This window comes from Trabulsiella odontotermitis (genome assembly GCF_030053895.1).
GTDB classification, from domain to species: Bacteria; Pseudomonadota; Gammaproteobacteria; order Enterobacterales; family Enterobacteriaceae; genus Trabulsiella; species Trabulsiella odontotermitis_C.
This window is the reverse complement of sequence record NZ_CP125781.1, coordinates 2,142,185-2,163,549: the sequence shown is the minus strand read 5'-3', so window position 1 is coordinate 2,163,549 and position 21,365 is coordinate 2,142,185. Positions and strand designations below refer to the sequence as shown.

The following is a 21,365-nucleotide window of genomic DNA, read 5'->3' as shown; positions in this document are numbered from 1 at the left end:
ACTTCCCTCTCACGAATTATTCTGCGGCTGTTCCCAGGTCTGCCACACGCCTTCCACGCCAGCGGGAAGCCACAGCTTGCGGCCGAGCTCAATCCACGGACAGGGCTGGTGAAAATCAGAGCCCTGCGATCCCAGTAGACCGTACTGGCGAGCGTAGGTAGCGAGCTGCGCGCGCTCGTGGGGCGCCTGCTGACATTGCGCGACTTCCATTGCGTCTCCACCGCATTCGGTGAAGTAAGCCAACAGCCTTTTCAGCCATTTGGCGGTCAGATCGTAGCGACCCGGGTGCGCCAGCACCGCTTTCCCGCCAGAATGATGAATCACATCAATAGCTTGATCTATTGTACACCACTGCGGCGGAACATAACCCGTTTTCCCGCGCGCGAGATATTTTTTAAACACATCGGCCATGTTGCTGGCTTTCCCTGCCTCCACCAGAAAACGGGCGAAGTGGCCACGGGTCACGGCCCCGCCGTCCGCCAGCGCCAGCGCGCCTTCCCAGGCACCCGGTACATGCGCCCGCTCCAGCCGCTCGGCAATCAGTTTTGCCCGCTGCTGGCGGCGCTCTTTTTGCTCAGCCAGAAAGCCGGTCATTTGCGGGTGGTCAATGTCGATGTTCAGACCCACGATATGTATTTCATGATTTTCCCAGACCGTGGAGATCTCCACGCCGGTGATCAGGTTCAGCGGTAAACCGGCACGGGCGATTTCCGCCTGCGCTGCCGGAATGGCCGCCACACTGTCATGGTCGGTGATCGCCAGCGTACCGACACGCATTTCATGGGCGCGATGCACCAGCTCCTGCGGCGTTAAACGCCCGTCAGACGCGGTTGTGTGGCTATGCAGGTCGTAAATAATGGCGTAATTGTCGTTATGGTCACTCAAAGTGGCACCCGTTACATCAGTGGGGTCAGCGCAACATCATAGCGGTTCAGACGGTTTTTCTGAAATCAGGGGTTGACTTTATTTTCATGAACCAGTTAACTAGTACGCAAGCTCATAAGAAAACGGTATCTGAAATGAAAACGCAAATTCGCATTAATGATGGCTGGTGGCGCACTTCCTGTTAACGGGCAAGTGTCGTACGTCTGCAATCCGCATACAGATACCTGGCCCGCGCATAAGCGGGCTTTTTTTTGAACACGATTTAATCCAGACAGGCGAGAACAAAGATGCAAACACCAAAACCTGCGCTCGAACTTCTGACCAGCAACGCCCGTTATCGGGATAACCCCACCGCGCTGTTTCACCAGCTGTGTGGCGCGCGTCCTGCCACGCTGTTGCTCGAATCCGCAGATATCGACAGTAAAAATGATTTAAAAAGCCTGCTGCTGGTTGACAGCGCCCTGCGCATTACCGCGCTCGGCAGCACGGTAACCCTGCAGGCGCTTTCAGACAACGGCGCCGCGCTGCTCGCGCTGCTGGATAACGCGCTGCCGTCAGGGATTGAAAACGAACGCCAGCCGATGTCCCGCGTGCTGCGTTTCCCGGCGGTCAGCACGCTACTGGACGAAGACGCCCGCCTGCGTTCGCTGTCAGTGTTTGACGCCTTCCGTCTGTTGCAGGAACTGGTCACCGTGCCAGCCAGTGAGCGCGAGGCGATGTTCTTCGGCGGCCTGTTTGCCTATGATCTGGTGGCCGGGTTTGAAGATTTGCCGCACCTTGATGCCGACAACGCCTGTCCGGACTACTGCTTTTACCTCGCGGAAACGCTGCTGATCATCGATCATCAGGCGAAAAGCACTCGCATTCAGGCCAGCCTCTTCACCCCCTCCGCCAGCGAAAAAGAACGCTTAACGCAGCGCATTGCCGCACTTGAGCAGCAGCTCGGCGAACCGGTGTCACCACTGCCGGTACAAATGATGGCGCACTTACAGTGCGAGTGCGATCAAAGTGATGATCAATACGGTGCGGTGGTGCGCAAAATGCAGCGTGAAATTCGCGCCGGGGAAATTTTCCAGGTCGTACCGTCCCGCCGCTTCTCGTTGCCCTGCCCGTCGCCGCTCGCCGCCTATGATGTGCTGAAGAAAAGCAACCCCAGCCCGTATATGTTCTTCATGCAGGACAATGACTTCACGCTGTTTGGCGCGTCGCCGGAAAGCTCGCTGAAATATGACGCCAGCTCACGCCAGATTGAAATCTACCCGATTGCCGGTACCCGTCCGCGTGGTCGTCGCGCCGACGGCACGCTGGATCGCGACCTCGACAGCCGCATTGAGCTGGAAATGCGCACGGACCATAAAGAACTCTCTGAACATCTGATGCTGGTTGACCTCGCCCGTAATGATCTGGCGCGCATCTGTACGCCAGGCAGCCGTTACGTCGCCGATTTAACCAAAGTCGACCGCTACTCCTTCGTGATGCATCTGGTTTCCCGCGTGGTGGGTGAATTGCGTAGCGATCTCGATGTGCTGCACGCTTATCGCGCCTGTATGAACATGGGCACCCTGAGCGGCGCGCCAAAAGTGCGCGCGATGCAGCTGATTGCCGCAGCCGAAGGCAAGCGCCGCGGTAGCTACGGCGGTGCGGTGGGCTACTTCACTGCCCACGGCGATCTGGATACCTGCATTGTTATCCGCTCCGCGTACGTCGAAAACGGTATCGCTACCGTGCAGGCGGGTGCAGGCGTGGTGCTGGATTCCGTCCCGCAGGCGGAAGCGGATGAAACACGTAATAAAGCACGCGCGGTGGTGCGCGCAATCGCTCAGGCACACCACGCACAGGAGACGTTCTGATGGCTGATATTCTGCTGCTCGATAATATCGATTCGTTTACTTATAACCTGGCGGATCAGCTGCGTTCGAAGGGACACAATGTGGTGATTTACCGTAACCATGTTCCGGCACAAACGTTAATTGACCGTCTGGCAACCATGAAAAATCCGGTGCTGATGCTGTCGCCGGGGCCGGGCGTGCCGTCCGAAGCCGGTTGCATGCCGGAGCTGCTGACCCGTCTGCGCGGCAAGTTGCCGATTATCGGCATCTGTCTCGGCCATCAGGCGATTGTTGAAGCCTATGGCGGTTATGTGGGCCAGGCCGGGGAAATACTGCACGGCAAGGCGTCCAGCATTGAGCATGACAGTCAGGCGATGTTTGCCGGGCTGCCAAACCCGCTGCCGGTGGCGCGTTACCATTCGCTGGTCGGCAGTGACATTCCGGCCGGGCTGACCATCAACGCGCATTTTGGCGGCATGGTGATGGCGGTGCGTCACGATACCGATCGCGTCTGCGGTTTCCAGTTCCACCCGGAATCGATTCTGACCACCCACGGCGCGCGCCTGCTGGAGCAGACGCTGGACTGGGCGCAGCAGAAGCTGGAGCCAATTAACACGTTGCAACCGATTCTGGAAAAACTCTACCAGGCGAAGACGCTGACGCAGCAGGAAAGCCACCAGCTGTTCTCGGCCGTAGTGCGTGGCGAGATGAAGCCAGAGCAGCTTGCCGCCGTGCTGGTGAGCATGAAAGTGCGCGGCGAGCATCCGAACGAGATTGCCGGTGCCGCAACGGCCCTGCTGGAAAATGCCGCGCCTTTCCCGCGCCCCGATTATCCGTTTGCGGATATTGTTGGCACCGGCGGCGACGGCAGCAACAGCATCAATATTTCTACTGCCAGCGCTTTTGTCGCGGCGGCCTGCGGTCTGAAAGTGGCGAAACACGGCAACCGCAGCGTTTCCAGTAAATCCGGTTCGTCCGATCTGCTGGCTGCGTTCGGCATTAATCTGGATATGAATGCCGAGAAATCCCGCGAAGCGCTGGATGAGCTGGGCGTCTGCTTCCTGTTTGCACCGAAATATCACACCGGATTCCGCCACGCGATGCCGGTGCGTCAGCAACTGAAAACCCGCACCCTGTTTAACGTGCTCGGGCCATTGATTAACCCGGCGCACCCGCCGCTGGCGCTGATTGGCGTCTACAGCGCTGAACTGGTGCTGCCGATTGCGGAAACCCTGCGGGTGCTTGGTTACGAGCGTGCCGCCGTGGTGCACAGCGGCGGTATGGATGAAGTTTCCTTGCATGCGCCGACTATCGTTGCTGAACTGAATGATGGCGAGATCAGCAGCTATCAACTGACCGCCGAGGACTTCGGTCTGACGCCGTATCGCCAGGAACAACTGGCGGGCGGCACGCCGGAAGAAAACCGTGACATTCTCACCCGTCTGCTACAAGGTAAGGGCGACGCGGCTCACGAGGCTGCGGTGGCCGCCAACGTTGCAATGCTGCTGCGTTTGCATGGCCACAACGATCTCAAAGCCAATGCGCAACAGGTGATTGATGTCCTGCGCAGCGGTGCAGCGTATGACAGAGTGACCGCACTCGCGGCAAGAGGGTAAATGATGCAGACCGTATTAGCGAAAATCGTTGCCGACAAAGCAATTTGGGTTGAAGCCCGTAAACAACAGCAGCCGCTGGCAACGTTTCAGAACGAGATCATCCCCAGCAAACGCAGCTTCTATGACGCGCTGCAGGGGGCGCGTACCGCGTTCATTCTGGAGTGTAAAAAGGCGTCGCCTTCGAAAGGGGTGTTCCGCGACGATTTCGACCCGGCGCGTATCGCCAGTATTTACCGGCATCATGCCTCGGCAATTTCCGTGCTGACCGACGAAAAATACTTTCAGGGCAGCTTTGATTTCCTGCCCATTGTCAGCAACATGGCGCCACAGCCGATTCTGTGTAAGGACTTCATTATCGATCCTTACCAGATTTACCTGGCGCGCTATTACCAGGCCGACGCCTGCCTGCTGATGCTCTCTGTGCTGGATGACGAGCAATACCACCAGCTCGCCGCGGTCGCGCACAGCCTGAATATGGGTGTGCTGACCGAAGTGAGCAACGAAGAAGAGCTGGAGCGTGCCCTGGCGCTCGGCGCGAAAGTGGTGGGTATTAACAACCGCGACCTGCGCGATCTCTCTATCGATCTCAACCGTACCCGCCAGCTGGCGCCGCGTCTGGGCCACGGCGTAACGGTGATCAGCGAATCCGGCATCAATACCTACGCCCAGGTTCGCGAGCTGAGCCATTTCGCCAACGGGTTTCTGATTGGCTCGGCGCTGATGTCCCATGACGATCTCAGTGCCGCGGTGCGCCGCGTGTTGCTGGGCGAAAATAAAGTCTGCGGGCTGACCCGCGCGCAGGATGCCCAGGCGGCATACGAAGCGGGCGCCATTTACGGTGGGCTGATTTTTGTCGCCTCATCGCCCCGTGTCGTGAACGACGCCCAGGCGCGCGAAGTCATTAATGCGGCGCCGCTGCGTTATGTCGGGGTGTTCCGCAACGCCACCATTGATGACGTGGTCGCTAAAGCCACTGCGCTCAACCTGGCCGCTGTGCAGTTACACGGCGAGGAAAACCAGGCTTACATCAACGCGCTGCGCGCAACATTACCGGAACAGGTGCAAATCTGGAAAGCGCTCAGCGTCGGCGACACCCTGCCCGCTCGTGATCTGAACCATGTCGATAAATACCTGTTCGACAACGGTCAGGGCGGCACAGGTGAGCGTTTTGACTGGTCATTGCTCAGCGGCGCCGATCTCAGCAACGTATTGCTGGCGGGCGGTCTGGGCCCCGATAACTGCGTGGAAGCCGCTAAAAGCGGCGCCGCCGGCCTCGATTTCAATTCAGGTGTAGAGTCGCAACCGGGTATTAAAGATGCCAGCAAACTGGCCTCGGTTTTCCAGACGCTGCGCGCATATTAAGGAGCAATAATGAGCACTTTACTTAACCCGTATTTCGGCGAGTTTGGCGGCATGTACGTGCCGCAGATCCTGATGCCTGCCCTGCGCCAGCTCGAAGAAGCGTTTGTCAGTGCGCAGAAAGATCCGGCGTTTCAGGCGGAATTTACTGACCTGCTGAAAAACTATGCTGGTCGTCCGACCGCGCTGACCAAATGCCGCAACCTGACGGCGGGCACCAACACCACGCTGTACCTGAAGCGTGAAGACCTGCTCCACGGCGGCGCGCACAAAACCAACCAGGTGCTGGGACAGGCGCTGTTGGCGAAACGAATGGGCAAAACCGAAATCATCGCCGAGACCGGCGCCGGACAGCACGGCGTGGCGTCAGCGCTCGCCAGCGCCCTGCTCGGCCTGAAATGCCGCATTTATATGGGCGCGAAAGACGTCGAACGCCAGTCGCCAAACGTCTTCCGTATGCGTCTGATGGGTGCTGAAGTGATCCCGGTGTACAGCGGTTCCGCCACACTGAAAGATGCCTGTAACGAGGCGCTGCGCGACTGGTCCGGCAGCTACGAAAACGCGCACTATATGCTCGGCACCGCGGCAGGTCCGCACCCGTTCCCGACCATCGTGCGTGAATTCCAGCGCATGATTGGCGAAGAAACCAAAATACAGATTCAGGAGAAAGAAGGTCGTCTGCCGGATGCGGTTATTGCCTGCGTTGGCGGCGGCTCTAATGCCATCGGCATGTTCGCTGACTTTATCAATGAAACCTCCGTCGGGCTGATTGGCGTGGAGCCAGCGGGTCACGGTATCGAAACCGGCGAACATGGCGCGCCACTGAAGCACGGCCGCGTAGGGATCTACTTCGGCATGAAATCGCCGATGATGCAGACCGATGAAGGCCAGATTGAAGAGTCTTACTCCATTTCTGCCGGGCTCGATTTCCCGTCCGTCGGACCGCAGCATGCCTACCTCAACAGCATCGGTCGCGCGGAGTATGTCTCTATTACGGACGATGAAGCGCTGGACGCGTTCAAAGCCCTGAGCCGTCACGAGGGCATTATCCCGGCGCTGGAGTCGTCACACGCGCTGGCGCACGCACTGAAAATGATGCGCGACGATCCGGAAAAAGAGCAGTTGCTGGTGGTGAACCTGTCCGGCCGTGGAGATAAAGACATCTTCACCGTACACGATATTCTGAAAGCGCGAGGGGAAATCTGATGGAACGCTATGACACTTTGTTTGCACAACTGAAGGCCCGCAAGGAAGGCGCGTTTGTTCCCTTCGTCACGCTTGGCGATCCGGGTCCGGAGCAGTCACTGAAAATCATCGATACGCTGATTGAAGCCGGTGCCGACGCGCTGGAGCTGGGGATCCCGTTCTCTGATCCGCTGGCTGATGGCCCGACCATCCAGAGCGCCACCCTGCGCGCGTTTGCCGCGGGCGTCACCCCGACGCAATGTTTTGAGCTACTGGCAGCAATTCGCCAGAAACACCCGACCATTCCGATTGGTCTGCTGATGTACGCCAACCTGGTGTTTAACCGTGGTATTGATGCGTTTTACGCCGAGTGCGCCCGCGTGGGTGTCGATTCAGTACTGGTGGCTGACGTGCCGGTGGAGGAATCCGCTGAGTTTCGCCAGGCGGCGATGCGTCACAATATTGCGCCGATTTTCATCTGCCCGCCGAATGCCGATGACGATTTGCTGCGCCAGATTGCCTCCTTCGGTCGCGGCTATACCTACCTGCTGTCACGTGCGGGGGTTACCGGCGCCGAAAACCGCGCGGCGTTACCGCTGCATCATCTGGTGGAAAAACTGACCGAATACCACGCGGCACCACCGTTACAGGGGTTCGGGATTTCATCGCCGGATCAGGTCACCGCCGCCATTGGCGCTGGCGCCGCCGGGGCGATTTCCGGCTCGGCTATTGTCAAAATCATTGAGAAAAACGTCGACAATCACCCGGCGATGCTGGATGAGCTGAAAGCGTTTGTTCGGAACATGAAAGCCGCCACCGCCCGGGCGTGAGGACAGAAGTGTGAGCAAGGTAAGCACCCGCAATAAAGTTGGGGTTGATATCTTAGATGAGAAATATTATCTTTCTCATTACTGAATAGTTGAGCGAATCACTCAGGTATTCAGTACGACATTGCTCACATTGCTTCCAGTATGACTTGCCCGCACATCGTGCGGGCTTTTTTTTGGCCTCAATAGGTTTCGAGGTCAATGTAGTCTCTTTCGTAATAAATGATGCTCGCCAGCTCATCGTGGCGGTTGTTCAGCGCCAGAATATACTGCCCGCGATCTTTCGCCGGGATATTCCTGCAAATCAGCGTATGCAGTAATTCGAGTTTTGCAATGCAGTTACAGGTTGCAATTCTGCTCAGTAACATAGATTCAGCCATAGTGATTTATCAAACCCTTTTAGTTGTTATTCCGGCGTTATGTCGCCTGATATTCCCTTCCGTCGGGAGTGGCTAACGTAGCGCAACACCTGGCGAACCCATAGTGATTTGATTTTATATTTCCTGATTTTTTCTCATCTCTGCGCTGTGCCGGGAAAAGGCTAACGTGTTGATTTAAAACAACTACCACGATTTAAGATAAAATAAGGGAGACCAGGGGGTGACTACAGCGTGAGGCTGAGTCCTTTAATTACGTTAACCCCGTGTTGTGTCATTAACATGAAGGTAATGTCACGCAGGCCGGAAACGTAACGGAAATGATCCTGACGGGGATGTGAAAAGCGGCAATGTTTGTTACAGATAATAAAAAAACAACAACTGGCCGCAGAGGGCCAGTTGTTCAGCAGTATTTTTCGCGAGGGAATTAGAAGCGGTAACCCGCAGAGAACATAAACACCCACGGATCCAGACGCGTGCTGACGGTCTGATTCGCGCCACCGGCCTTAAATTTCACATCGGTGTCGATATCCATATACCAGACGGACATATTCAACAGCCAGTCGCGGTTGATGAGGTAATCAAGCCCCACCTGCCCCGCAGCACCCCAGGAGTTGTCCAGACTCAGGTCGCTCAGGCCAGCGTCTTTACCGGTATCATTGAATTTTTCATCAAAGAACATGGTGTAGTTAATACCTGCACCCACGTACGGACGCCACTGACTGCTTGCATCACCAAAATACCACTGCGCCATTAAGGTTGGCGGCAGATGATGCACCGTCGCGATAGTGCCGGTCGGGCCGGTACCCACTTTATGGCGGAACGGCGTTGCTGCCAGCAACTCAATACCGATGTTTTCCGTTGCCATATAAGTGAAAGTTAAGCCCAACTGGGTATTGTTGTTAACATTGAACCCACCAAGCGAGCCGAGAACGTTATCCGAGCCTTCCGTTGGTCGTACGGTTGCACTACCTGCGCGAATAAAGAACTCCCCTTCTTCATGCGCCCATGCCCCGCCAGCAGAAAGCGTGCTTAAAACCAGTGCCGCCACAGCTAATTTCTTCATATCCTTACCCTCGTTATGGTTTTACCTGCGCGGCAAATATACTCATATTTGGGTATCTGTGATCCAACACAGATCACATTAAATGCTAAGATTTAACATTCATTGATCCAGATTAATTTTTAGAAACAGCATTCGATGATTGAAATGCTATTCATATCAAATTTAAGCTTTTCCTGCGGTTGCGGATTTTTTTCTGTTGCCTGCTTGCAGTGGAGATGTCTGCTGGCTACTTTAGCTAACGACAATTTATGTTGATGCGTTTTTTATCAGGTGAGTTATGAGCGAGTTGAATCCGTGCATGACATGCGGTGCCTGTTGTGCGTATTTTCGTGTCTCCTTTTACTGGGCTGAAGCCGACGATGCGGGCGGCTGTGTCCCCACATCCCTGACGGAACCCCTGACCCCTTTCCTGTGCTGCATGAGCGGCACGAACAACCGACAATGTCGCTGTACTGCGCTGTCAGGTGAGGTTGGTAACCACGTCAGTTGTTCCATCTATGAAAACCGACCATCGCCGTGCCGCGAATTTGCGCGTTCCGGTGAAAATGGCGAAGAGAACGATGCCTGTAACCGCGCGCGTGCTCGCTACGGCTTACCCCCTCTTTACAAAGATATGCCTTTCCATACAGGTCTTGATGCTGCCACGCTGGCCTCTTCTGAGTTACAATCACCGCCTCATTAACACCTGTCATACTCAAGGAGAGTGCATGTCTATCACGGCGAAGTCCGTTTACCGTGACACGGGTAATTTTTTTCGTAATCAGTTCGTTACGATTTTACTGATTGCATTGTTGTGCGCATTTATCACGGTAGTGCTTGGCCATGCGTTTTCTCCCAGCGATGAGCAACTCGCTGTCCTGCGTGAAGGCGATAACCTTGAGGGCAGCGTCGGTCTGTTCGAACTGGTGCAGAGCATGACACCGGAGCAGCAGCAAATCCTGCTGCGCGCGTCGGCGGCGTCGACCTTTTCCGGGTTGGTGGGTAATGCGATTCTGGCCGGTGGCGTGATGTTGCTGATCCAGCTCATTACCGCCGGGCATCGCGTCAGCGCCCTTCGCGCGATTGGCGCCAGCGCGCCGGTGTTGCCGAAGCTGTTTTTGCTGATTTTAATCACCACCTTTCTGGTACAGATGGGCGTAATGCTGGTCGTCGTGCCGGGCGTGCTGATGGCTATCGTACTGGCCTTCGCGCCGATCATGCTGGTGCAGGACAAACAGGGCATTATTTCGTCAATGCGCAGCAGCATTCGTCTCGCATGGGCAAATATGCGCCTTGTGGCGCCTGCGGTGATCGCCTGGCTGCTGGCGAAAACCGTGCTGCTGCTCTTCGCCGCAGACTTTGCCGTTCTGACACCGTATATCGGTGCCGTAGTGGTGAACACGTTAAGCAACCTGATTTCCGCGGTGTTGCTTGTCTATTTGTTCCGCCTGTATATGCTGATCCGCAACTAAACTTATTGCAGGCCCGGCTACCGGGCCGTGAATGAATAACGGAACCGATGTATGAAGCAGTTTCTGGATTTTTTACCGTTAGTCGTATTTTTTGCCTTCTACAAAATGTACGACATCTATGCCGCCACCACGGCGCTGATTATCGCCACCGCCGTGGTGCTGATTTACAGCTGGGTGCGCTTTCGTAAAATCGAAAAAATGGCGCTGGTCACCTTTGTGCTGGTGGCGGTGTTTGGCGGTCTGACGCTGTTCTTCCATAACGATGAATTTATTAAATGGAAAGTGACGGTGATTTACGCCCTGTTCGCGGGCGCGTTGTTGATCAGCCAGTGGATAATGAAAAAACCGCTGATCCAGCGCATGCTGGGGAAAGAAATCAGCCTGCCGGAAGCGATATGGTCCCGGCTTAACATTGCCTGGGCGGTGTTCTTTATTCTCTGCGGGCTGGCGAATATTTATATCGCGTTCTGGCTGCCGCAGAACATCTGGGTAAACTTCAAAGTGTTTGGCCTGACGGCGCTGACGCTGGTGTTTACGCTGTTGAGCGGTGTCTACATTTACCGTCATATGCCGCAGGATGAGCAATAATGACCGATATCGTTAACGCGCCGCAGGGCGAACTCGTTCTGCGCACCCTGGCAATGCCGTCAGACACTAACGCCAATGGCGATATCTTCGGCGGCTGGCTGATGTCACAGATGGACATCGGCGGTGCGATCATGGCGAAAGAAGTTGCTCATGGTCGCGTGGTCACCGTGAGAGTCGATGGCATGACTTTTTTACGCCCTGTCGCCGTGGGCGATGTGGTGTGCTGCTACGCCCGCTGCGTCAAACGCGGCAACACCTCGATTAACATTAACATTGAAGTGTGGGTGAAGAAGGTGTCGTCCGAACCGATTGGTCAGCGTTATAAAGCTACGGAAGCCTTATTTATTTACGTGGCGGTCGACAACGACGGGAAACCTCGTCCGTTGCCGCCGCTGTAAGCCCTTCCCGGCCGCGCTCTGCGGCCGGTCTCTCTCAGATAAAGCCCAGCAACGAAAAGAAAAAATAGCCGACGACAATGAAAATCACCGGCATGACATACAGCGGAAAGAACTGCATAAACAGCGTGTGATGCGGGACAACAATGCGGGATTCGATCTGTTCGCGTGATAACCCTTCCGGCCCTTTCGCTTTTTCCAGTATCAGTTGGTCCTCAACCCCTTCGCGAATGAACTTCGCCTGACGGCTCATACGCGCGCCGGAAGCCTGCAGCGCCAGCCCGACAAACATCAGCGCAAAGACAATCCAGAACAGGATATTGAGGCTGTTCTTAAAATCCGGTACCGGTGAGTTGTACCAGAACACATTAAGAAACGGGGTGTTAACGCGAATCATATCAATCATGACATGGGCGAAATCCAGCATCACGGCATCAATACCGGTCTGTTTTTCACTGTGATCGTACATAAATTTTAAAACGGAGATCAGCGTGGAAACCACTGCCGGGATGAAAATCACCCATCCCGCGAGGCGTTTGAGTACAGCGATACGTCCAGCTTGTTGATACGTCATGACTTCCCCTTGTAAAAAACCCTGCTCCAGTCTGGCAAATCGAATCGTCCTCGAATTACAGCTGTTAAGTCTACCTGTAGCTGCAATTTTTCGCCCGATCTTTCAGGGGAAATACGTTACCATGAAGGCAATGTTTTCTTCCCGATGACTCTACAGGAGAAGTGGTTATGCCGACCCCGCGTCAAATTCTTGCCGCTATTTTTGATATGGATGGACTGCTGATTGATTCTGAACCCTTGTGGGATCGTGCTGAGCTGGAGGTGATGGCAAGTCTGGGTGTGGATATCACGCGTCGCGGCGAGCTGCCGGACACGCTGGGTCTGCGCATCGATATGGTTGTGGATTTGTGGTACGCCCACCAGCCGTGGGTTGGCCCGGATCGCGCGGCAGTGACTGACCGTATTATCAACCGCGCCATTTCGCTGGTCGAAGAAGAGCGCCCGCTGCTGCCTGGCGTGCGTGAAGCGGTGGCGCTGTGTAAAGCGCAGGGGCTGAAAGTGGGTCTCGCCTCCGCCTCGCCGCTGCATATGCTGGAAAAAGTGCTCACCATGTTTGATCTGCGTGAACAGTTTGACGCGCTGGCGTCGGCGGAAGCGCTGCCCTACAGTAAACCGCATCCGCAGGTCTACATCGACTGTGCGGCGAAGCTGGGTGTGGATCCGCTGTGCTGCGTGGCGCTGGAAGATTCCGTCAACGGCATGATTGCCAGCAAAGCAGCGCGCATGCGCTCGATTGTGGTGCCGGACAGTGAGCACATTCATGATCCACGCTACATCCTCGCTGACGTCAAACTGAGCAGCCTGCAACAACTGACAATTCAGGATTTGCGCGGTTAATCCCCCTGCGGGCAGTCTTTTACTGCCCGCCTCTCGCTTTCTGCGTGGATTGTGACAAAGAGTTACAACGTCACCACTTTCGGATACTGTATAAAAACCCTATACTGGATGAATCGACAGTTTTACCGGGTTTGACCATGACGGCGGAAGGCCACCTGCTATTTTCCATTGCCAGTGCGGTATTTGCCAAAAATGCTGCGCTGACGCCTGTGCTGGCGCAGGGCGACTGGTGGCATATCATTCCGTCGGCAGTGCTGACCTGTCTGTTACCGGACATCGACCACCCCAAATCGTTTCTCGGCCAGCGCTTACGCTGGATCTCAAAACCCGTCGCACGCGCTTTCGGCCACCGCGGTTTCACTCACAGTCTGCTGGCCGTCTTCGCCGCACTGACCCTCTTCTACCTGAAAGTGCCCGACAGCTGGATTGTTCCGGCGGATGCGCTGCAGGGCATGGTGCTGGGTTATCTCAGCCATATTGTCGCCGACATGATCACCCCCGCTGGCGTACCACTGCTGTGGCCCTGCCGCTGGCGCTTTCGCCTGCCGATTCTGGTACCACAAAAAGGCAATCAGCTGGAGCGCGTGCTGTGTATGGCGTTCTTTGCCTGGGCGGTCTGGATGCCGCAGTCGCTACCGGAGAATAGCGCGGTGCGCTGGTCATCCGGGGTGATTAACGCCCTGCAAACCAGCTTTGAGCGATTTATAAACCACCAGAACGGGCAATAAATAGTCAAAGATTTCACTTTTGGCATATCCCATTCCATTTGGATATAAGCGCCCTGTGACACTTCTGTTACTCTTGCGCCAACAGAGTCGGCCTCTCTATAAGCCGACCGTTAACGTGATTCAGGAGAACGGGATGAACTTTCCATTAGTCGCGAACATTATCGTGTTCGTGGTTTTGCTGTTTGCACTGGCGCAAACCCGCCATAAACAGTGGAGCCTGGCAAAAAAAGTTTTAGTCGGTTTAGTGATCGGCGTGGTCTTTGGCCTTGCACTGCAATTGATCTACGGTTCCGACAGTGCGGTACTGAAAGACTCCATTCAATGGTTCAACATTGTCGGTAACGGCTATGTGCAACTGCTACAAATGATTGTAATGCCGCTGGTCTTCGCCTCGATTCTGAGTGCGGTAGCGCGTCTGCATAACGCCTCTCAGCTGGGTAAAATCAGTTTCCTGACCATCGGCACATTGCTGTTTACCACGCTGATTGCCGCGCTGGTCGGTGTGCTGGTGACCAACCTGTTTGGTCTGACCGCAGAAGGTCTGGTGCAGGGTAGCGCGGAAACCGCGCGTCTGAACGCCATTCAAAGCAACTACGTCGGCAAACTGGCCGATCTGACCGTGCCGCAACTGCTGCTCTCTTTCGTACCGAAAAATCCGTTTGCCGATCTGACCGGTGCCAGCCCAACCTCGATCATCAGCCTGGTGATTTTCGCCGCATTCCTCGGCGTTGCGGCACTGAAGCTGCTGAAAGATGACGAAGCCAAAGGCAAACGCGTTCTGACGGCTATCGATACGCTGCAGGGCTGGGTGATGAAACTGGTGCGTCTGGTGATGCAACTGACGCCATACGGCGTACTGGCGCTGATGACTAAAGTCGTCGCTGGCTCCAACCTGCAGGACATCGTCAAACTGGGCAGCTTTGTGGTCGCCTCGTATCTGGGCCTGGGCATTATGTTCGTGATCCACGGCATTCTGCTGGGCGTGAACGGCGTCAGCCCGCTCAAATATTTCCGCAAAGTCTGGCCGGTGCTGACCTTTGCCTTCACCAGCCGTTCCAGCGCCGCCTCCATTCCGCTGAATGTGGAAGCGCAGACCCGTCGTCTGGGCGTGCCGGAGTCGATCGCCAGCTTCTCTGCCTCGTTCGGGGCGACCATCGGTCAGAACGGCTGCGCAGGGCTTTACCCGGCAATGCTGGCAGTGATGGTAGCGCCAACCGTCGGCATTAACCCGCTGGATCCGCTGTGGATTGCCACGCTGGTCGGCATTGTCACCGTCAGTTCCGCCGGGGTTGCTGGGGTCGGCGGCGGCGCGACTTTTGCGGCGCTGATCGTCCTGCCCGCGATGGGTCTGCCGGTTACGCTGGTCGCGCTGCTGATTTCCGTCGAACCGCTGATCGATATGGGTCGTACTGCGCTGAACGTCAGCGGTTCAATGACCGCCGGTACGCTGACCAGCCAGTGGTTGCGTCAGACGGATAAAACCGTCCTCGACAGTGAAGATAACGCCGAACTGGCGCACCGCTAAAAACAAAAAAATCGCCTTCGGGCGATTTTTTTTCATCAGAAATAACCGAAAACGTCATTACGCCTCACCGACCTCACCTTCCTGTCGCATTTGCAACGCCCAGCGCTGTGCCGCTTCCGGCCCGCTGAATGCCTGGGAGCGGCGAAAGCTGTCACCCATCATCACAAAGGCAACGTATTTCCCCCGTAACAGCCAGACATCACGGAACCCGTCGACTTTCAGGGCATGATCGGGAGGAGCGGGTTCTACGCGTGGTACGTAGCTAATAATGCGTCGATTTTGCTGGCGATACGGTTTCATCATTGACAAATTCATAGTGCAGATACGACAAACATAAACCTTTATAATAGCCGATCCTGTCCCGCTTCGTAAGGAGAGCCCGCTCGTTTGTTCTATAGTTAGAAGGGTTTTGGTGCAACAGCGACCAATTTTCAGCAATGGAAACAGGAGACGAGTGCAATGTCACAGAACGACAAAAACCCTCATCAACATACTTCACCGGTGCATGATTCCAGTGAATCCCGTCCGGGTCTTGATTCGCTGGCGCCGGAGGATGGATCGCATCGCCCCACCCCGCAACCGAGCGCGCCCGGTGAGCAACCTACCACTTCCGGCAGCCTGAAGGCACCTGATACCCGCAACAAGAAACTGGACTCCCTTGAGCCGTTTCGCAAAGGCAGCGAAAACTTTCCGCTGACCACCAATCAGGGCGTTCGCATTGCGGACGATCAGAACTCATTGCGCGCGGGTACCCGTGGCCCTACGCTGCTGGAAGACTTTATCCTGCGTGAGAAAATCACCCATTTTGACCATGAGCGCATCCCGGAGCGCATCGTGCATGCCCGCGGTTCCGCCGCGCATGGCTACTTTCAACCCTATAAAAATCTTGCTGATATCACAAAGGCCGATTTTCTCTCGGACCCGGATAAAATCACCCCGGTTTTCGTTCGCTTCTCAACCGTACAGGGCGGCGCAGGCTCAGCCGATACAGTGCGTGATATTCGCGGCTTTGCCACTAAGTTTTACACCGAAGAGGGAATTTTTGATTTAGTCGGCAACAACACGCCTATCTTTTTTATCCAGGATGCGCTGAAATTCCCCGACTTTGTCCACGCGGTAAAACCGGAGCCGCACTGGGCACTGCCACAAGGGCAAAGCGCCCATGACACCTTCTGGGATTATGTCTCGCTGCAGCCGGAAACACTGCATAACGTGATGTGGGCGATGTCTGACCGTGGCATTCCGCGCAGCTACCGCACCATGGAAGGTTTTGGCATCCACACTTTCCGCATGATTAACGCCGCCGGGAAAGCCACCTTTGTGCGCTTTCACTGGAAACCGGTCGCCGGGAAGGCTTCACTGTTGTGGGATGAATCGCAAAAACTCACTGGCCGTGACCCGGATTTCCACCGTCGCGAACTGTGGGAAGCCATTGAAGCCGGTGATTACCCGGAATATGAGCTGGGGTTACAGTTGATCCCGGAAGAGGACGAATTCAAATTTGATTTCGACCTGCTCGACCCGACTAAGCTTATCCCGGAAGCGCTGGTGCCGGTACAACGGGTCGGTAAGATGGTGCTCAACCGCAACCCGGATAACTTCTTTTCCGAAAACGAACAGGCGGCATTCCACCCCGGCCATATCGTTCCCGGGCTGGATTTCACTAACGATCCGCTGTTGCAGGGGCGTCTCTTCTCGTACACCGACACGCAAATCAGCCGCCTCGGCGGGCCAAACTTCCATGAGATCCCGATTAACCGTCCGACCTGCCCGTATCACAATTATCAGCGTGATGGTATGCACCGGATGGATATCGAGACGAATCCGGCGAACTATGAGCCGAACTCAATCAATGACAACTGGCCGCGCGAAACCCCGCCAGGGCCGAAACGCGGTGGTTTTGAGACGTATCAGGAACGCGTGGACGGGCATAAAATCCGTGAGCGCAGCCCGTCGTTTGGCGAATACTATTCCCATCCGCGCCTGTTCTGGAACAGCCAGACACCGCAGGAGCAGGAACATATTGTCGGGGGATTCAGTTTTGAACTGAGTAAAGTCGGTCGTCCCTATATCCGCGAACGCGTAGTGGATCAACTGGCGCACATCGATCTGACGCTGGCACAGGCGGTGGCGGACAACCTGGGCATTACCCTGACCGACGAGCAGCAGCGCATCATGCCGCCGCCGGATGTCAGCGGCGTTAATAAAGATCCGACGCTGAGCCTGTACGCCATTCCGGGCGGGACGGTGAAAGGTCGTGTGGTGGCGGTGCTGCTCAACGACAGGGTTTCCTCCGCTGATGTGCTGACGCTCCTGACCGGGCTGAAAGCCGCGGGCGTTCACGCGAAGCTGCTTTATGCACGCATGGGCGAAGTGACAGCGGATGACGGCTCAACGCTTCCCATCGCGGCGACGTTTGCCGGTTCCCCTTCCCTGACCGTCGATGCGGTCATCGTTCCGGGCGGCGATATCGACAGCATTCGCCGCAACGGCGATGCGCAGTATTACCTGCTGGAAGCCTACAAGCATCTGAAACCTATTGTGCTGGTTGGCGATGCGCGGCAGTTTAAGGAAATACTGAATGTCAGTCCGCAGGGCGAAGAAGGGATTGTCGAAGGCGACGCGTTGTCCACACAGACGGTGGACGATCTGTTGACGCTGATGGCCGCGCACCGGGTGTGGTCGCGCGAAGGTAAAATTCCGACTGTTCCGGCGTAAAAAAAAGCCCGGCGCGCGCAGTATGGCGGCCGGGCCTGTTTTATACGTCCCGGTAGGTGCCGGGACGATAACCTTTTCCATTCACCGCCTGTTTCAGCGAATCGGACGTCAGTACGTCCAGCTCCGCCAGGCGCGGATAGCAGTAGGCGCTACCCATGATGGTATTGTCGACAAACGCCGGGTGACACATCACCTCAAGCGAGCGTTCTCCACTGGCGGCGGATTTTTCCAGCGTTTGCAGGAACAACGCTTCACTGATTGCGTCACCATAAAATTCGCTGGTGAAACCGTCACTGCTGCGGATACCGTCGGTATCGAGCTGGTGTAAGGCGGCCAGCCCTCTGTCAATGCGCATCGCCACGCCCTTCGCTTTCGCATACGCCGCCACTATCGGGAAAATCTGCGGGATCATATGCACGTGATGGTGGTGACCTGCTCCCCGTTGATTAGTACACCCCGATGTTAGTAATGTCTTCATAAGCCACATGAGGACATCCCCATGAAGAAGCGTTTTTCCGACGAACAGATCATCAGTATTCTCCGCGAAGCCGAAGCTGGGGTACCCGCCCGTGAACTCTGCCGCAAGCATGCCATTTCCGATGCCACGTTTTACACCTGGCGTAAGAAGTATGGCGGTATGGAGGTGCCTGAAGTTAAGCGCCTGAAGTCGCTTGAGGAAGAGAACGCCAGACTCAAGAAGCTGCTTGCCGAAGCCATGCTGGATAAAGAGGCGCTTCAGGTGGCTCTTGGGCGAAAGTACTGACGACAGACCAGAAGCGGGAAGCCGTGATGTTGATGTGTGATGCGACCGGTCTGTCGCAACGTCGTGCCTGCAGGCTTACAGGTTTATCCCTGTCGACCTGCCGCTATGAGGCTCACCGTCCGGCTGCTGATGCGCATTTATCAGGGCGCATCACTGAGCTGGCACTGGAGCGCAGGCGTTTTGGCTACCGTCGTATTTGGCAGTTGCTGCGCCGTGAAGGGCTTCATGTTAATCATAAGCGCGTGTACCGGCTTTATCACCTCAGTGGCCTGGGCGTAAAACGCAGAAGACGTCGTAAAGGGCTGGCAACAGAACGTCTGCCGCTGCTCCGTCCGGCGGCGCCCAATCTGACCTGGTCGATGGATTTCGTCATGGACGCACTTTCCACCGGTCGCAGGATCAAGTGTCTTACCTGCGTCGATGATTTCACAAAGGAATGCCTGACGGTCACTGTTGCCTTTGGGATTTCAGGCGTTCAGGTCACGCGTATTCTGGACAGCATTGCACTGTTTCGAGGCTATCCGGCGACGATAAGAACTGACCAGGGGCCGGAGTTCACTTGCCGTGCACTGGATCAATGGGCCTTTGAGCATGGTGTTGAGTTGCGCTTAATCCAGCCGGGCAAGCCAACGCAGAACGGATTTATTGAGAGCTTTAACGGACGATTTCGCGATGAATGTTTGAATGAGCACTGGTTCAGCGATATCGTTCATGCCAGGAAAATTATTAATGACTGGCGGCAGGATTATAACGAATGCCGCCCGCACTCCACGCTGAATTATCAGACACCGTCTGAATTTGCAGCGGGCTGGAGAAAGGGTCATTCTGAGAATGAAGATTCCGGCGTTACTAACTGAGTGTTGTATCTAATCGTGGGGGCAGGTCAGAGGCTGTCAAGGTGTGTCGGCTCATAACCAAACAGGTCAACAAACCGGTGATACTGGCAGTCCAGTTCGCGGGCAATCTCTTCCAGCGGCAGCGTATCGGCTTCCGCCATCTCCCAGATCCATTTTCCCAGCGTGCCGTCACGGGTCAGTGACGGCATGGGCGATAACGGCTGGCCGAGGGTTAACACGAAGTGCATCCCGACCGCCAGTTCCGGCAGAGAACGGCTCAGCTGCGCGGCATGCTCAATCGCCGCGCCGTTTACCAGCGCGGTGGTTGAGGTGACTATACCGTGTTTGCAGGCCTCGACGATCCCATAGTTCTGGCCTTTGCTGAGGCCAAAATCATCGGCATTGACGATTAAAACACGTTCCATCTGCACTCCCGTTACGGCTTCAGTTTTTCGATGGTGGCCGCAAAGTTCGGCAGCCACTTCTCATGGGCGAGGATCAATTCACGTGCCAGTACCTCGGCGTCACGATCAGAGTGAATAAGCGGGCTCAGATTGAGCGCCAGCAGTACGTCGTTAAACTCACCACTGAGTGCCGCCTGGCTTGCCGCCACTTCAAAGCCCTTGATGGTGTAGATCAGACCCAGCACTTTCTCATCGAAGTGGGTAATACGAGCGTGCGGTTTCGCGCCGTCGCGGCCGAGGATCGCCGTCATTTCTACCGCCCAGTCCGCCGGGATATTATCAATATGACCGTGGTGAGGAATATTGACGTAGTGCTCGGTCTGCTTGTCGTTGTAAATCGCGTTGATCACTTCGCAAGCGGCGTCAGAATAATACGCTCCGCCACGCAGCTCCAGCTCCTTCGGTTTGATGTTAAGGTCAGGATCTTTATACAGTTCAAACAGCTGTTTCTCGACCTTCTTCACTACCTGCGCACGCGCGCCGCCTTTGTAGTATTCGCCCATTTCAATCGCCAGCATCTCTTTCTGCTTGAAGTAATACAGCAGATACGAGCACGGCAGCAGGTTCAGGGAGCGGATCAGCCCTTCGCTGAACGGCAGATCGAAAATGTTTTTCACTGAGTTCGCCGTCAGCTTACCGGAGGCAACACCGTCCAGCAGCTCAGCAAAGCGTGACTTCCCGTTTACCAGCACATCGCGCAGGAACACCATATGGTTAAGGCCGAACAGGTCGATCGACAGGTCGTCTTTTTCGGTCAGTTTCAGCACGTCGGTAATAAACATCTTCATGCCGACCGGAATATTGCAGACGCCGATGAAGCGTTTGAAGTTGGTGTGACGGTAAACCGCTTCCGTCACCATGCCGGCCGGGTTGGTGAAGTTGATCACCCACGCGTCAGGACAGATTTCCTGAACATCTTTAATGATGTCAAAAATCACCGGAATGGTGCGCAATCCTTTGAAAAGACCGGCCGCGCCGTTGGTTTCCTGGCCGAGATAGCCGTGGCTTAAAGGAATGCGCTCATCTTTCTCACGCGCATCAAGCTGGCCGACGCGCAATTGCGTGGTAACGAAATCGGCACCTTCCAGCGCCTGACGGCGATCCAGCGTTTTGAATACCTTCATCGGTACGCCCGCTTTTTCGACCATCCGCAGACAAAGAGCATGGATGATATCGAGTTTTTCCTGCCCATCTTCAACATCAACCAGCCACAATTCGCTGACCGGCAGTTCATGATAACGTTTCAGGAAACCCTCAAGTAATTCTGGAGTATAGCTGCTGCCACCACCAATCGTAACGACTTTCAATTTCTGACTCATAACTTTCTCCCTAATGATTCTCCA

At 55.6% G+C, this 21,365-nt stretch carries 20 protein-coding genes, 2 pseudogenes and 1 other annotated feature; of the genes and pseudogenes, 14 read left to right on the top strand and 8 right to left on the bottom strand.

Annotation, left to right across the window (positions count from 1 at the left end):
* Nucleotides 1–9: 9 nt before the first annotated feature.
* Nucleotides 10–885, bottom strand: coding sequence for an RNase RNM (gene rnm / locus QMG90_RS10370; RefSeq protein WP_283283725.1), 876 nt, complete (start codon nucleotides 883–885; stop codon nucleotides 10–12).
* 158 nt (nucleotides 886–1,043) lie between these two features.
* Nucleotides 1,044–1,138: a sequence feature (Trp leader region), on the top strand.
* 34 nt (nucleotides 1,139–1,172) lie between these two features.
* On the opposite strand from rnm, the gene QMG90_RS10365 reads away from it, so the two are divergent.
* The 5 genes from QMG90_RS10365 to trpA are packed head-to-tail and all read left to right on the top strand — an operon-like array spanning nucleotide 1,173 to nucleotide 7,704.
* Nucleotides 1,173–2,735 carry an anthranilate synthase component 1 gene (locus tag QMG90_RS10365; protein WP_283283724.1) on the top strand — a complete coding sequence of 521 codons (1,563 nt, stop codon included), beginning with the start codon at nucleotides 1,173–1,175 and terminating at the stop codon, nucleotides 2,733–2,735.
* Nucleotides 2,735–4,330, top strand: coding sequence for a bifunctional anthranilate synthase glutamate amidotransferase component TrpG/anthranilate phosphoribosyltransferase TrpD (gene trpD, locus QMG90_RS10360; RefSeq protein WP_283283723.1), 1,596 nt, complete (start codon nucleotides 2,735–2,737; stop codon nucleotides 4,328–4,330). Before QMG90_RS10365 ends, trpD begins: the two co-directional genes overlap by 1 nt.
* A 3-nt stretch (nucleotides 4,331–4,333) precedes the next feature.
* Entirely contained in the window at nucleotides 4,334–5,692 is a 1,359-nt protein-coding gene (trpCF, locus tag QMG90_RS10355; RefSeq protein ID WP_283283935.1) for a bifunctional indole-3-glycerol-phosphate synthase TrpC/phosphoribosylanthranilate isomerase TrpF, read from the top strand.
* A 9-nt stretch (nucleotides 5,693–5,701) separates the two neighbouring features.
* Nucleotides 5,702–6,895, top strand: coding sequence for a tryptophan synthase subunit beta (gene trpB / locus QMG90_RS10350; protein WP_283283722.1), 1,194 nt, complete (start codon nucleotides 5,702–5,704; stop codon nucleotides 6,893–6,895).
* Nucleotides 6,895–7,704, top strand: coding sequence for a tryptophan synthase subunit alpha (gene trpA, locus QMG90_RS10345; RefSeq protein ID WP_283283721.1), 810 nt, complete (start codon nucleotides 6,895–6,897; stop codon nucleotides 7,702–7,704). Before trpB ends, trpA begins: the two co-directional genes overlap by 1 nt.
* Before the next feature lie 179 nt (nucleotides 7,705–7,883).
* Here trpA and QMG90_RS10340 read toward each other — a convergent pair whose 3' ends face one another.
* Together QMG90_RS10340 and ompW are read right to left on the bottom strand one after the other, a co-directional pair.
* Complete coding sequence (locus tag QMG90_RS10340) at nucleotides 7,884–8,069, bottom strand: hypothetical protein (RefSeq protein ID WP_283283720.1); 186 nt, start codon at nucleotides 8,067–8,069, stop codon at nucleotides 7,884–7,886.
* A 436-nt stretch (nucleotides 8,070–8,505) separates the two neighbouring features.
* Nucleotides 8,506–9,144, bottom strand: coding sequence for an outer membrane protein OmpW (gene ompW / locus QMG90_RS10335; protein WP_283283719.1), 639 nt, complete (start codon nucleotides 9,142–9,144; stop codon nucleotides 8,506–8,508).
* Nucleotides 9,145–9,421: 277 nt separating this feature from the next.
* Between ompW and QMG90_RS10330 the strand changes: the two genes are divergently transcribed.
* From QMG90_RS10330 to yciA, 4 genes are read left to right on the top strand one after another with little or no spacing between them, the layout of a single operon-like run.
* A complete protein-coding gene (locus QMG90_RS10330; protein WP_283283718.1) occupies nucleotides 9,422–9,826 on the top strand; it encodes a YkgJ family cysteine cluster protein in 405 nt (134 codons plus the stop codon).
* Between the two features lie 25 nt (nucleotides 9,827–9,851).
* Nucleotides 9,852–10,595, top strand: a complete 744-nt coding sequence (locus tag QMG90_RS10325) for a YciC family protein (protein WP_283283717.1) — start codon at nucleotides 9,852–9,854, stop codon at nucleotides 10,593–10,595.
* A 51-nt stretch (nucleotides 10,596–10,646) separates the two neighbouring features.
* Nucleotides 10,647–11,183, top strand: a complete 537-nt coding sequence (locus QMG90_RS10320; RefSeq protein ID WP_283283716.1) for a septation protein A — start codon at nucleotides 10,647–10,649, stop codon at nucleotides 11,181–11,183.
* Entirely contained in the window at nucleotides 11,183–11,581 is a 399-nt protein-coding gene (gene yciA / locus QMG90_RS10315; RefSeq protein ID WP_283283715.1) for an acyl-CoA thioester hydrolase YciA, read from the top strand. The genes QMG90_RS10320 and yciA overlap by 1 nt, the downstream gene beginning before the upstream one ends.
* 34 nt (nucleotides 11,582–11,615) lie before the next feature.
* On the opposite strand, the gene QMG90_RS10310 is transcribed toward yciA, so the two are convergent.
* Nucleotides 11,616–12,152, bottom strand: coding sequence for a YniB family protein (locus QMG90_RS10310; RefSeq protein ID WP_283283714.1), 537 nt, complete (start codon nucleotides 12,150–12,152; stop codon nucleotides 11,616–11,618).
* Between the two features lie 167 nt (nucleotides 12,153–12,319).
* Here QMG90_RS10310 and hxpB point away from each other — a divergent pair, with 167 nt between their 5' ends.
* The 3 genes from hxpB to QMG90_RS10295 all read left to right on the top strand — a co-directional run bounded on the left by hxpB (nucleotide 12,320) and on the right by QMG90_RS10295 (nucleotide 15,241).
* Complete coding sequence (hxpB, locus tag QMG90_RS10305) at nucleotides 12,320–12,988, top strand: hexitol phosphatase HxpB (protein WP_283283713.1); 669 nt, start codon at nucleotides 12,320–12,322, stop codon at nucleotides 12,986–12,988.
* Nucleotides 12,989–13,125: 137 nt separating this feature from the next.
* Nucleotides 13,126–13,716 carry a metal-dependent hydrolase gene (locus QMG90_RS10300; RefSeq protein ID WP_283283712.1) on the top strand — a complete coding sequence of 197 codons (591 nt, stop codon included), beginning with the start codon at nucleotides 13,126–13,128 and terminating at the stop codon, nucleotides 13,714–13,716.
* Between the two features lie 133 nt (nucleotides 13,717–13,849).
* Nucleotides 13,850–15,241 (top strand): L-cystine transporter, encoded by a 1,392-nt coding sequence (locus tag QMG90_RS10295; RefSeq protein ID WP_283283711.1) that lies wholly within the window; start codon nucleotides 13,850–13,852, stop codon nucleotides 15,239–15,241.
* 57 nt (nucleotides 15,242–15,298) lie between these two features.
* Here QMG90_RS10295 and cedA read toward each other — a convergent pair whose 3' ends face one another.
* Nucleotides 15,299–15,544, bottom strand: coding sequence for a cell division activator CedA (cedA, locus tag QMG90_RS10290; RefSeq protein ID WP_283283710.1), 246 nt, complete (start codon nucleotides 15,542–15,544; stop codon nucleotides 15,299–15,301).
* 156 nt (nucleotides 15,545–15,700) lie between these two features.
* Here cedA and katE point away from each other — a divergent pair, with 156 nt between their 5' ends.
* Nucleotides 15,701–17,959, top strand: a complete 2,259-nt coding sequence (gene katE, locus QMG90_RS10285; RefSeq protein ID WP_283283709.1) for a catalase HPII — start codon at nucleotides 15,701–15,703, stop codon at nucleotides 17,957–17,959.
* A gap of 40 nt (nucleotides 17,960–17,999) precedes the next feature.
* On the opposite strand, the pseudogene QMG90_RS10280 reads toward katE, so the two are convergent.
* Nucleotides 18,000–18,386, bottom strand: a pseudogene (locus QMG90_RS10280) (ChbG/HpnK family deacetylase); the annotation flags it as partial.
* 72 nt (nucleotides 18,387–18,458) lie between these two features.
* Here QMG90_RS10280 and QMG90_RS10275 point away from each other — a divergent pair.
* Nucleotides 18,459–19,579 (top strand): IS3-like element ISSen4 family transposase gene (locus QMG90_RS10275; RefSeq protein WP_108716776.1). Its coding sequence is split into 2 segments (ribosomal slippage): nucleotides 18,459–18,717 and nucleotides 18,717–19,579, totalling 1,122 coding nucleotides; the frame shifts between segments, so codons are not numbered across the junction.
* Between the two features lie 32 nt (nucleotides 19,580–19,611).
* Here QMG90_RS10275 and QMG90_RS10270 read toward each other — a convergent pair.
* Nucleotides 19,612–19,983 (bottom strand): annotated as a pseudogene (locus tag QMG90_RS10270) (ChbG/HpnK family deacetylase); the annotation flags it as partial.
* An 11-nt stretch (nucleotides 19,984–19,994) separates the two neighbouring features.
* Complete coding sequence (locus QMG90_RS10265) at nucleotides 19,995–21,341, bottom strand: 6-phospho-beta-glucosidase (RefSeq protein ID WP_283283708.1); 1,347 nt, start codon at nucleotides 21,339–21,341, stop codon at nucleotides 19,995–19,997.
* Nucleotides 21,342–21,365: the final 24 nt, after the last annotated feature.

Excerpts from the sequence above, each read along its gene's own strand:
- QMG90_RS10365 (WP_283283724.1), top strand. The coding sequence starts at position 1,173 with ATGCAAACACCAAAACCTGCGCTCGAACTTCTGACCAGCAACGCCCGT.
- trpD (WP_283283723.1), top strand. The coding sequence starts at position 2,735 with ATGGCTGATATTCTGCTGCTCGATAATATCGATTCGTTTACTTATAAC.
- trpCF (WP_283283935.1), top strand. The coding sequence starts at position 4,334 with ATGCAGACCGTATTAGCGAAAATCGTTGCCGACAAAGCAATTTGGGTT.
- trpB (WP_283283722.1), top strand. The coding sequence starts at position 5,702 with ATGAGCACTTTACTTAACCCGTATTTCGGCGAGTTTGGCGGCATGTAC.
- trpA (WP_283283721.1), top strand. The coding sequence starts at position 6,895 with ATGGAACGCTATGACACTTTGTTTGCACAACTGAAGGCCCGCAAGGAA.
- QMG90_RS10340 (WP_283283720.1), bottom strand. The coding sequence starts at position 8,069 with ATGTTACTGAGCAGAATTGCAACCTGTAACTGCATTGCAAAACTCGAA.
- ompW (WP_283283719.1), bottom strand. The coding sequence starts at position 9,144 with ATGAAGAAATTAGCTGTGGCGGCACTGGTTTTAAGCACGCTTTCTGCT.
- QMG90_RS10330 (WP_283283718.1), top strand. The coding sequence starts at position 9,422 with ATGAGCGAGTTGAATCCGTGCATGACATGCGGTGCCTGTTGTGCGTAT.
- QMG90_RS10325 (WP_283283717.1), top strand. The coding sequence starts at position 9,852 with ATGTCTATCACGGCGAAGTCCGTTTACCGTGACACGGGTAATTTTTTT.
- QMG90_RS10320 (WP_283283716.1), top strand. The coding sequence starts at position 10,647 with ATGAAGCAGTTTCTGGATTTTTTACCGTTAGTCGTATTTTTTGCCTTC.
- yciA (WP_283283715.1), top strand. The coding sequence starts at position 11,183 with ATGACCGATATCGTTAACGCGCCGCAGGGCGAACTCGTTCTGCGCACC.
- QMG90_RS10310 (WP_283283714.1), bottom strand. The coding sequence starts at position 12,152 with ATGACGTATCAACAAGCTGGACGTATCGCTGTACTCAAACGCCTCGCG.
- hxpB (WP_283283713.1), top strand. The coding sequence starts at position 12,320 with ATGCCGACCCCGCGTCAAATTCTTGCCGCTATTTTTGATATGGATGGA.
- QMG90_RS10300 (WP_283283712.1), top strand. The coding sequence starts at position 13,126 with ATGACGGCGGAAGGCCACCTGCTATTTTCCATTGCCAGTGCGGTATTT.
- QMG90_RS10295 (WP_283283711.1), top strand. The coding sequence starts at position 13,850 with ATGAACTTTCCATTAGTCGCGAACATTATCGTGTTCGTGGTTTTGCTG.
- cedA (WP_283283710.1), bottom strand. The coding sequence starts at position 15,544 with ATGATGAAACCGTATCGCCAGCAAAATCGACGCATTATTAGCTACGTA.
- katE (WP_283283709.1), top strand. The coding sequence starts at position 15,701 with ATGTCACAGAACGACAAAAACCCTCATCAACATACTTCACCGGTGCAT.
- QMG90_RS10265 (WP_283283708.1), bottom strand. The coding sequence starts at position 21,341 with ATGAGTCAGAAATTGAAAGTCGTTACGATTGGTGGTGGCAGCAGCTAT.